This window comes from Myxococcales bacterium (assembly GCA_016703425.1).
Classification (GTDB): domain Bacteria; phylum Myxococcota_A; class Polyangia; order Polyangiales; family Polyangiaceae; genus JADJCA01.
Window position 1 is genome coordinate 368,702 of the sequence record JADJCA010000011.1, and the last position, 10,438, is coordinate 379,139.

General features: G+C 67.7%; 10 protein-coding genes. 9 read left to right on the forward strand and 1 reads right to left on the reverse strand.

The annotated features are described in order from the left end of the window. Nucleotides 1-85: 85 nt before the first annotated feature. The 3 genes from IPG50_22415 (at nt 86) to IPG50_22425 (ending at nt 2,559) form a co-directional block, all read left to right on the forward strand. On the forward strand, nt 86-355 hold the full coding sequence (locus IPG50_22415) for a rhodanese-like domain-containing protein (protein ID MBK6694938.1): 270 nt from the start codon (nt 86-88) through the stop codon (nt 353-355). Between the two features lie 32 nt (nt 356-387). After that, complete coding sequence (locus IPG50_22420; protein ID MBK6694939.1) at nt 388-1,434, forward strand: hypothetical protein; 1,047 nt, start codon at nt 388-390, stop codon at nt 1,432-1,434. A 222-nt stretch (nt 1,435-1,656) separates the two neighbouring features. Then, nucleotides 1,657-2,559: a DUF1508 domain-containing protein gene (locus tag IPG50_22425; protein ID MBK6694940.1), complete on the forward strand. Its 903-nt coding sequence runs from the start codon at nt 1,657-1,659 to the stop codon at nt 2,557-2,559. Between the two features lie 31 nt (nt 2,560-2,590). On the opposite strand, the gene yedA is transcribed toward IPG50_22425, so the two are convergent. Then, a complete protein-coding gene (yedA, locus tag IPG50_22430; protein ID MBK6694941.1) occupies nt 2,591-3,463 on the reverse strand; it encodes a drug/metabolite exporter YedA in 873 nt (290 codons plus the stop codon). 234 nt (nt 3,464-3,697) lie between these two features. Between yedA and IPG50_22435 the strand changes: the two genes are divergently transcribed. From IPG50_22435 to IPG50_22460, 6 genes are all read left to right on the forward strand, one after another. Beyond that, the gene (locus IPG50_22435; GenBank protein ID MBK6694942.1) at nt 3,698-4,099 is read left to right on the forward strand and encodes a hypothetical protein; all 402 of its coding nucleotides are present in this window, start codon (nt 3,698-3,700) and stop codon (nt 4,097-4,099) included. A gap of 139 nt (nt 4,100-4,238) precedes the next feature. Then, on the forward strand, nt 4,239-4,667 hold the full coding sequence (locus IPG50_22440) for a hypothetical protein (GenBank protein MBK6694943.1): 429 nt from the start codon (nt 4,239-4,241) through the stop codon (nt 4,665-4,667). 81 nt (nt 4,668-4,748) lie between these two features. Then, nucleotides 4,749-5,984, forward strand: coding sequence for a TolC family protein (locus IPG50_22445; protein MBK6694944.1), 1,236 nt, complete (start codon nt 4,749-4,751; stop codon nt 5,982-5,984). Beyond that, nucleotides 5,981-7,195, forward strand: coding sequence for an efflux RND transporter periplasmic adaptor subunit (locus IPG50_22450; protein ID MBK6694945.1), 1,215 nt, complete (start codon nt 5,981-5,983; stop codon nt 7,193-7,195). Before IPG50_22445 ends, IPG50_22450 begins: the two co-directional genes overlap by 4 nt. A gap of 22 nt (nt 7,196-7,217) precedes the next feature. Further along, complete coding sequence (locus IPG50_22455; protein MBK6694946.1) at nt 7,218-9,824, forward strand: efflux RND transporter permease subunit; 2,607 nt, start codon at nt 7,218-7,220, stop codon at nt 9,822-9,824. Then, complete coding sequence (locus tag IPG50_22460; GenBank protein ID MBK6694947.1) at nt 9,728-10,375, forward strand: efflux RND transporter permease subunit; 648 nt, start codon at nt 9,728-9,730, stop codon at nt 10,373-10,375. Before IPG50_22455 ends, IPG50_22460 begins: the two co-directional genes overlap by 97 nt. The last annotated feature ends 63 nt before the right edge of the window (nt 10,376-10,438 follow it).

Here is a 10,438-nt window from a genome sequence, read left to right on the forward strand (position 1 = left end):
TCGCGCCATGCTCCGCGACGCACTTCGCCTCCTCATCCTCGTTCTCATCGTCTGGGTTCTCTACAAGCGTTTCGGAGGAAAGATCATGGGCGCCAAGGCACGGGAGCTGGTCGGTGCGGGGGCTCTGCTGCTCGACGTACGAACGCCATCGGAGTTTTCCGGTGGGCACCTTCAAGGCGCCATCAACATCCCCGTCTCGGAGCTCGGCGCACGCGTGGCCGAGCTAGGCGAAGATCGCGCGCGTCCCATCGTTGTCTATTGCGCGAGCGGCATGCGCAGCGCGTCGGCCAAGACGACGCTCCGCGGCCTGGGCTTCGCGGACGTGCACGATCTCGGCGGCATGAACCGCTGGTGATCGCCGTCGCCGGTCCGTGTTATCAGCGGAGAATGTCCCTCCGTTTCGCGTTCTGTTTCGCGGCCCTCTCGGCAACGCTCGTCACGACCACGCTCACCCTGATCCCTGCCTCCGTCGCGCAGGCGGCCGATCCGGAGCCGCCGGCGAGCGAGTGCACGGTGCTCAACTACGCGGCCTACGCCAACCCGGCCGACGGCGCCGCCGACGCGTACATGTTCTCCGGTTCGTGCAAGTTCAACGTTGCGCCGGCCGGCAAGCCCCCGGCCTTCGAGAGGATCCACGTTCAGATCGAGGGCGAGTGGTCGCCGAAGCTCAAGCGCGCGTCAGAGATCGTCAAGATGGTACGGCCGGAAGGTACGCGGACGTTTTCGACCTGGGCCACGTGTGACGCGAACCCCTTCATCATGGGGTCCGCGCCGGTTTGCAAAGATCGGGGCATGGGCGGCCAGGACTTCGCCCTCAACATCCGCCGCGACGACGCACCGCTCGCCAAGTCGCGCGTGAACGCAGCGGCCGTGGCAGCGCTGACGGCGCGCTTGGATTCGCGCGCGAAGCTACGCTACGTCGGCCTCATCAAGGACCTGGTTCTCGCGCCGGACCAGCGCCCGGTGGGCCAAGAAACGACGGCGCGCGTCAGCTTCGTGGGCGGCGCGGCCGCGTGCCCCATGGAGATCGACTTCGGCGACGGCTACGTGCGCAACGCGACCTCGCCCGACGAGGCGACGCTCACGCTCGGGAGCCACGCGTACCAGAAGGCGGGGACCTACGACGTCGTGGCCCGCGCCCTTCCCGGCTGCAGCGGCAGCGCCACGAGCAAGATGACGGTGACGGCCCCGCCGGGCGCCGCAACTCCGCCCCCGGCGCCGACGGGCAACGGCACCCTCATCGCCGTCGCCGTCGGCGGGAGCTGCACCTTCTCGGTCAACGGCGCCGCCAAGGGCACGAGCTCGCAGCTCAAGCTGTCGGTGCCGCCGGGCACGTATTCGGTGACGTGCAAGCCGGCGTCCGGTGCCCAGAAGACCCGCTCGGTCATCATCAAGTCGGGCGAACCCGCGATGGCGATGTTCAAGCTGCAGTAGCGCTGGGCTCGCCCCTTCGCAGCCCCCCCGCGCGGGGTATGGGCCCCCCACGCTTCGTGTTGGAGCGGGAGGTTTCCATGTGCGCTCGATCCAGCGCTCCGCTGCGACGCGCGCGCTTGCGATGGGAAAACAGGCGGAACGCCGGCTCCGACGGCGGCCGGCGACGGCACATGAGTTGCTCGTTGCTCTCCATGCCGCGACGTGCGGCAACTGGAGGCTCCGATGACGACTTCGCATGCTTGGCGCGCCCTCACGATTGGTCTGTTCACCGTAGCCTTGGGGCTCACCACGGGCTGCAGTGGCGGCGCCGAGAGCGAAGAGCCTGCGGGGGACGGCACGGCGGAGGGCGCGGTCGAGCTACGCGATGACGTCCTCGCCGGTGGCGGACGCTTCGCCGTCACGCAGGTCAGTGACGGCCAGTGGGTGTGGAACCTCAAGGCCAGAAACGGCGAGACGGTCCTCCAATCGGAGCGCTATGCGTCGAAGCAAAACGCTGAGAAGGGCATCGCGTCGGTCCTGCGCAACATCTTCAACGACGCGCGCATCGAGCTAAGGGAGAACCTCTCCTTCGCGGTGATGGCGAAGAACGGCCAGGAAGTCGGGCGCAGCGAGCGCTACGCAACGGCGAGCAATCGGACGCGTGCCATCGCCGGCATCCGCGCGCTCGTGGCCGGCTTCGCGGAGCAGGACTCGGAGGCGCCGTCGCCGCCGATGGCGGGCCTCGAGGTGCCCACGAACCAAGTCCTCGTCGTGCCCGCTGGTGACGGCTTCCGAATTCGCCTCGTCGACGCGAGGGGCAAGCTCTACGCGCGCATGCCCGGGGGCAAGAAGCTCTCGAACGCGGAGCTGGAGGAGTGGTTCTTTGCGTTCGAGGGGCTCACGTTGAACGCGCGAGACGAGCACGGCTTGCCGATTTCGCAGGGCGGCGCGATGGAGAACGTGCAGGTGCTTCAGGGGTCCGCCGGGTGGTACTTCCACTTCGTCGACTTCGACCGCAACGCCCAAGGCCTCTACGAGCGACGCATCCTGATGACGAGCCCGAAGACCGACTATCCGTCGGAGAGCGCAGCGCGCGAGGCCGCGAAGGCCGCGATGGACGTGCTCGACCACTCGCCCATGGGTTGAGCGGCGCGGCGCCTCGGGCCGCCGACGAGCCTCACCGACGCGCGATGAGGGCGACGCCTGCGAGGCTCACGGCGGCGGCCGCCAGCGTCATGACGGTGACCGTTTCGCCGCCGTAGGCGTAACCGAGGACGACGGCGACGAGCGGATTCACGTACGCGTAGGACGTCGCGAGCACGGGGCGCACGTTTCGCAAGAGCCAGCTGTAGGCCGTAAAGGCCAGCACGGAGCCGAAGAGCGTTAGGTAAAGGACGGCGGCGAGCGAGCGTGCGGAAGGCACTTGGAGCACGCGCTCGCCCGTGGCGATCGCGAGCGCGACGAGGGTGACGCCACCGACGACCATCTGCGTCGCCGTTGCCATGGCACCCTTCGGAAGCGGCAGCTTGCCGCTCATCACCGAGCCGGCGGCCCACGCGACGGGTGCCATCAAGAGGACCAGTCCGCGCGCATCGAAGAGGAGTCCGCCGCCGAGGTTCAAGAGGACGACGCCCGCAAAGCCGAGCGCGAGCCCGAGCCATTCGCGCCCGCTAGCGCGCAGCCCCGCGAGGCGCGCGAAGGCGGCGGCCCAGATGGGCATCGATGCGACAACGACAGCGGCAACGCTCGACGAGACGGATTGCTCGGCGATGGCGAGGGCGCCGTTGCCGAAGGTCAAGAGGAGCACGCCGATCTTCGCGCTCGCGAGCCACTCGGTGCGCGTCGGAGCCGGTGCGCCGCGGAGCCGTAGGAAGGCGTACATGCCACCGCCAGCGAGCAGAAACCGCGGGCCCGCCATCGTGAACGGCGGGAGCGTCTCGAGAGCCACGCGCATCGCGAAGTAAGTCGAACCCCAGACGACGTAGACAGACAAGAGCGCGAGCGCGACGAGCGCGTTGCGCGGCGCGACCGGCTGCGTCGGCGCGGTCATCGAATCACGGCGAAGAGCTCCGCCGAGAGCGGCTCCCTGTCCTCACGCCACGGAGGTGCCTCCCGAACCGCGTCGACGGGCGCCGAACAGACTGAGCAGGGCTGTCGAACGCGGTGGCGATGGCGCCGACGGTAAGCACGGCTCGCAGCATACTCGCTCCAGCGGGAGTGGAGCTCGAGCGTCGTGACGGGTCGCACGCTCGCGGTCGTCGCCGCCAAGACGTAACGTGCCTCCATGCGCGTCCTCTTCCTCTACGCGGAACGATTTCGATTTCGGACGCACCACAAGGCGCTTGAGAGCGCCCCCGACGACGACCGCGACGTGACGGTGACGAACGCGGCGCTGGCTTTCGTCCACGCCGAGCCTGACGACGGCGCCGAGCAAGAGACGAAGCTCGTGAAGAACCTCAAGTGGGTCGCGGGGAAGTTCGAGTCCAAGCGTTGCGTCCTTCACTACTTCGCTCACCTCGGCGAGGCGCGCCTCGAGGCGGAGGCTACGAGAGCGCTCCTTGAGCGCGTGCGGTCGCGCCTCTCGGGTGCCGGCTATGAGGTCGTCGTCACACCCTTTGGGCACTTTTGCGATCTGGGGATTGAGCTCCCCGGTGACTCGATGGCGCGGATCTACAAGCAATTCTAGCGGGCGAATCAGCCTCGCCGCTTCGGGGCGGCGAAGGCCTGAGCTCATCCGCGGGGACGTGCAAGGCGTGCAGCTCAACCGCGTGGCTACCGGGACGCGACTTGACACCGGTGGGACGGCGGCGCAAAAGCATGGGTCCGTGTTTCGCAATGTTTTGTGGCTCATCGCCTTCGTCGTCGGCATGCTCGGCGTGAGCAGGTCGGCCACGACGAGCAGGCTGGCAATAACCGTCGCCGAAGCGGGCTCGCGAGCCGTGGTTTCGCAGGCGGCGGCCCGCCCCACGGCGGGGCAGCCTTCCCAACGCGGGACGTTGCGCCACGCGCACCACGACGCCGGGTGCGATCAGACCGGGGAGGTCGAGGCCGACGACCTGGGCGAGGTCGACGACGCCGACCCCTTTGGTCCGGCAAACGGAGTCGACGACGAGGACGCCGAAGACGCCATGGTGGCCACGTGCCGCCTCGATCTCTCGCGCTTGCGTACCGAGACGCGACCTCAACCGTGTTCCCTAGTGGCCGCACGCCCCGGAAGCCGCGACGTCGACATTCCGCCACCGCGGAGCGCCTAGCTTCAGGTCACTCTCGGGCCGCGTTCGGCCCTGAGCAGCGGTGGTTCGTCGGAGGTGCTGGTGTCTCTTATCCAACTGGGCATGAGTTGTGTCGTCGCCTTTGGGTTGACGTTGGTCGCCGCGGAAGCGCGCGCCGCCGACGAGGGCCCGGTGTCGTTGACGCTAGCCGAGAGCCTCGCCCGCGCCGAGGCGCAGGCGCCGGAGGTCATCATGGCAGGCCACGAGCTGCGCGACGCAGCGGCGCGCCGCGTCGGCGCTGGCCTCATATTGCCCTCAAACCCCCGGCTCTCGGTCGACGCGCGACCCGTGCTCCGAGGCGGCTCGCTGAGCGACGTCGGCTACGCCGCGACGGCAGACATGCTCTTCGAACCTGGCGGAGCGCCTAGGGCTCGCGTCGAAGAGGCCGACCGCTTCAAGAGCCTGGCGCAGTCGGAGCTCCGCATCCACCGACTCTCGGCTCGAGCGCGAGCGTTCTCCGCGTACCTTCGCGCCCTCATCGCCGAGCAGCGTGTGAGGGAGTCGCGCGCCGCTGTAGAGCTAGGGGAGCGCGTTCTCAGCGCCTCCCGCGACCGAGCCGACGCGGGCGCGTCCGGTGACATCGAACGCAGCCTGGCGGAGAGCGAACTCGGTCTGTCCCGTGCCTCGCTCAGCGCCGAGGAGCAACGGCAGTTCGACTACGTCATGGACCTTCGCGATGCGATGGACCTTCCGGCCGACACGGGCGTCACGCTGACGACGCCCCTCACGGACCCGCAGCCCGTGCCTCCGCCGGCAACGCTGGTGCCGAAGGCCGTCTCGTCGCGCGCCGATCTCGATACGATTCGCCGTCGCATCGACCTCTTGCTGGCAACGGAGACGCGCCTCGAACGGGAGACCTTCCCGAAGGTCGGAGGCTACGTGGGCGTCGACGCGACGCCACTGTCACCCATGGTGGGCATCGTCGGGGTGTCCGTAGAGCTACCGGTGGCGCAGCGGAACCAGGGGCCACTCGCGCGCACCGCAGCCCAAAGGACCGGCGAGGAAGAGCACCTCGTGCTGGAGGCGCGCCGCATCGTGCGCGAGGTCTACGCGACGCACGCGATCTTCGAGGCGCGGAGGCGGGAGCTCGGCATCTTGACGATCACGGCCCTGCCGGCGGCGGAACGCACGCTGGTGCTCGTCGAGAGCGGCTGGCGCTCCGGCCGCTTCGACATTTTTCGCGTCGTGAGCGCGGCACGCGACCTCGCGCGTGTCCGCACCGCGCGGCTCGACGCGCTCGAAACGGCTTGGCTCGCGCGCATCGCCATTGACCGCGCCGTTGGAGGACTCGAACCATGAGTGGTGAAGCCGGTAACCCGACAACCAAGAGCCGCGGCCTCGTGAGCGTGGGCGTCCCCAGTCCACGCGCTCGGGTATTGCGAGTGGTTGCGGTGGCGAGCCTGGTGATCGGCGTCGGCCTTGCGGTCATGGTCGCGCTCAAGAAGACCAAGGTCCCCGACGCCTCTGTAGCGCCACCGCGAGACGTGGCACGTCTCGACGGGAAGTGGATCCGCTTCTCCAAAGAATTCGCGCTCCGCGCCGGCATTGAATCGGCCGTCGTCGAGCAGGCGTCTTTGGAGCCGACCATCAGCGTCACGGGCGCCGCAACATTCGACCCGGAGGCCGTCGCGGCTGTTGGCGCCCGAATCGCCGGGCGCGTCCGCAAGGTGGTGAAGTACCCTGGCGACGCCGTGAAGCGGGGCGAAGTGCTTGCGGAGCTGGAGAGCGCCGAGCTAGGCCAGGCGCAAGCGGCGGTGTTGTCTGCGCGGGCTCACGTGGAGGCCGCGACGGCGAACGAGGCCCGCGAGAAGCAGCTCGCCGAGGCCCGTGTTTCGTCGATGCGTGACTTCGAGCTTGCGCGCGCCACAGCGCAAGCGACACGAGCCGAACTTCACGCGGCGGAGCAGAAGGTGCGCGCGCTGGGTGGCGCTGGCGGCGGCGAAATCGGTGTCATGGCGCTGACGTCACCGATCGACGGCAAGGTCGTCGAGCTGCGCGCGTCACGCGGTCAGTCTGTGGAGCCCAGCCACACCGTCTTCAAGGTCGCCGACATCCGCTCGTTGTGGATCGAGTTGGCCGTCTTCGAGCGAGAGCTGGGCCACGTTCGCCGTGGCGACGTCGTCGAGATGTCGCCACAGACAAACACGCAGATGCTCGTGCGCGGGAAGGTCGCCCACGTTGGAGACATCATCGACCTCGACACGCGAAGCGCGCAGGTGCGCGTCGAGATCGACAATCGAGAAGAGAAGCTTCGGCCTGGGCAGTCCGTGATCGCGAGGATCCACACGCAGACGGCGCCGCTATCGGTCGTCGTCCCACGAGACGCGGTCACCACAGTAGACGGCAAAGCCACGGTGTTCTTGGTGCACGAGGAGACGGCCGTTGAGCCCCGCGCGGTGATCGTCGGCTCGCGCGACGGAACCCGCGTCCAGATCAAGCAAGGTCTGGAGGTTGGCGAGCGAGTCGTGGTGAAGGGCGTCTTCGCGCTCAAGTCCGAGGTCTTTCGATGATGAAGCGACGAAACGCCGCCCGATGTTAACAAGCCTCATCGAAATATCGGTCCGCTTCCGGATCATGGTGCTCACCCTCTTCGTCGTCCTCCTCGCGGCCGGCGGATGGGCCGCCACCACACTTCCGATCGACGCCATCCCTGACGTGTCCACGACTCAGGTCTCGGTGCTCACCGAGGCGCCGGGCCTCTCTCCCATCGAGATTGAGCGCACCGTGACGTTCCCCATGGAGGCGGCGCTCAACGGAACCCCCAACCTGGTAGAACTTCGCTCTGTTTCGCGCTCAGGCCTCTCGGCAGTGACCGTCATCTTCAAAGACGGAACAGACCTCTGGCTCGCGCGCCAGATCGTGTTGGAGCGCGTGCGGAGCGTTGAATCCGACCTGCCAAAGATTGCGAAGAAGCCCGAACTGTCTCCCGTCTCGGGAGGCCTCGGCGAGATCTACCAGTTCGTGGTTCGCTCCGACCAGCACTCGCCGACCCAGCTGCGAACGATCCTCGATTGGGAGGTGCTGCCAAAGCTCCGAAGCGTTCCCGGCATCATCGAGGTCAACACGATGGGAGGCGACCTCAAGCAGTACCAGGTGCTGATCGATCGTGGTCGCCTCCGGGCCCATGAGATGACACTTCGCGAGGTAGCGAGCGCCCTCGAAAGCTCGAACCTGAGCGTCGGTGGCGGCTATCTAGACCGCAGCAGCGAGTCCTTCTCGCTGACCGGCGTCGGTCTCTTGCGCAACGAGGAAGAGATCGGCAACGTCGTCTTGCGAACCGGCCGCGATGGCACGCCGCTTCTCGTCAAGAACGTCGCGACCGTGCGCGTCGGGGCGGCCCTCCGTCACGGCGTCATCACCCGCGATGGCGAGGGCGAAGCCGTTACCGGCATCGTGATGATGCTCGTAGGCGCCAACAGCCGCGACGTCGTTCATGCGGTGAAGCGGCGTGTCGTCGAGATCCAAAAGACCCTCCCGCCGGGCGTGATCATCGACCCGATCTACGACCGCTCCGACTTCGTGGGACGCACCCTTTCGACCGTCATGAAGAACCTCGTGGAGGGGGTCCTGGTCGTGACGTTCGTGCTGGCGCTCCTCTTGGGCACGGTGCGTGGCGCGCTGGTCGTCGTCGCCGGCATCCCAGCGTCGATGGCCATCGCGCTCTTTGGCATGCACCTCTTCGGCGTCACCGGCGACCTGATGAGTCTCGGCGCCATCGACTTCGGGTTCCTCGTCGACGGTCCCATCGTCATCCTAGAAGCGGTGATGGCAGCGGCGTCCGGCGCGCAGCTCGCATCGGCGGCCCGCGCGCGCGCCTATGCCAAGATCGCAGCCTCGGTGGCTCGGCCCGTCGCGTTCGCTGTGGCGATCATCATGCTGGTGTACCTGCCATTGCTCACGCTCGAAGGGATCGAGGGCAAGATGTTTCGGCCTATGGCCGTGACCATGGCCTGCGCGCTCTTCGGCGCTCTCGTCTACTCCGTTCTCTTCTTCCCGGCACTCCTTGTGACCTTCGTGCCGCCGCCGAAGAAGGGCGGCGCGACCTGGCTCTCGCGGCTCGAGGAGGCCTACGGCGAAACGCTGCGGCGCGCTATTGGGATGCGCTGGGTACTCTTGGGCGCGTTCACCGTCGCGCTCGCCGGCGCTGTCCTTCTCCTGGCGCGCGCCGGCGCAGACTTTCTGCCTCGCATCGAAGAAGGCGACGCCGTCGTCACCATTCGCCGTGCCCCATCGATGAGTCTGGCTCAAGCGAAGGAGCTCGACCTTGCCGCCGAGCGCGTCCTCAGGCGCTTCCCCGAGGTCGTCACCTCGCTGGCCATGACGGGCCGCGCCGAGGTGGCCATCGACCCGGTGGGCAACGACAACACCGACATCTTCGTCCACTTGAAGCCCAAGGAGCAGTGGACCACGACGCCAGATTTCGACGAGCTCTCGACGCGCATCAAGAACGCCATCGAGTCCGACGTGCCGGGCACGTTCGTTTCCGTCTCGCAACCGATCGAGGACAAGACAAACGAGCTCATCTCCGGTTCACGCGCCGACGTACAGATCGCCCTGTTTGGCGACGAGCTGACCGAGCTCAAGAAGCTCAGCGAGGCGGTCGGCGGCGTGGCCCGCACCGTCCGTGGTGCCGGCGACGTGCGCGTCGAGCGCGTTCTTGGTGCTCCGACGATCGCGGTCCGCCCGGACCGCGGTCGCCTCGCTCGATACGGCGCCTCCGTGGAGGACGTCCTGTCGGTCGTGCAAGCGGCACGCGTGGGCATTCCTGTCGGCCTCATCTACGAGGGACAGCGCCGCTTTGACCTCAGGCTCTTCGTGCCGCCCCGCTCCTCGACGCCGGAGGCCATGGGAGAGCTCTTCGTCGAGGCGGGGGGAACGACGGTACCGCTCTCCGAGGTGGCAACGGTTGAGGAGACCGAAGGCCCAACGCAGATCCGACGAGAAGCGCTGACGCGAACGGTCCGCGTAGAGGTGAACCTGAGGGACGCGACCTCGTCTCATGGGTCGCCGAGGCCCGCGCACGTGTTGCCAATGAGGTCTCCTTGCCGCCGGGCTACGAGATCTCGTGGGGTGGGCAATTCGAGAATTTCGAGCGCGCCAAGAAGCGCCTCGCGGTTGTCGTTCCCATGGCCCTCGTGATCATCTTCGGCATGCTCCTGTGGATGTTCGGCGAGACGCGCTACGCGGTAAGCGTCTTCGTCGTGGTGCCCTTCGCGCTCGTCGGCGGCATCCTCGGGCTCGTGACGCGAGGGCTGTCGTTCAGCATCCCGGCCGCCGTCGGCTTCATCGCGCTAGCCGGGGTTTCGGTCCTCAATGGGGTGGTGCTGGCAAGCGAAGTGAAGCGGCGCTTCGAGCACGGCGCGACGGCATGGGACGCCACCGTCGAGGGATCTGTTCACTCGATGCGTGCAGTCCTCACGACGGGCGCGGTGGCGGCACTCGGCTTCCTGCCGATGGCCATCGCGACCGGCGCCGGGGCCGAAGTGCAGCGCCCCCTCGCGACGGTCGTCATCTCGGGCATCTTCATGTCAACCGCGCTCACGATGTTCCTCCTGCCAGGCCTCATCGAGGTCGCCCTCCGGGCCAAGCGCGAGGAGTTCAAACCCATCACGAGCGTGATGCCGCCGTCGCAGCGGCAACCGGGCAAGTACGTGCCGCCGGACGATGCCGACCTGGGTGCCAAGCGCTAGCTAGACCGGTTCACATTCACACGATGCGAGGCTGGGGCTCTAGACCGTCACGCACAAGCCGTT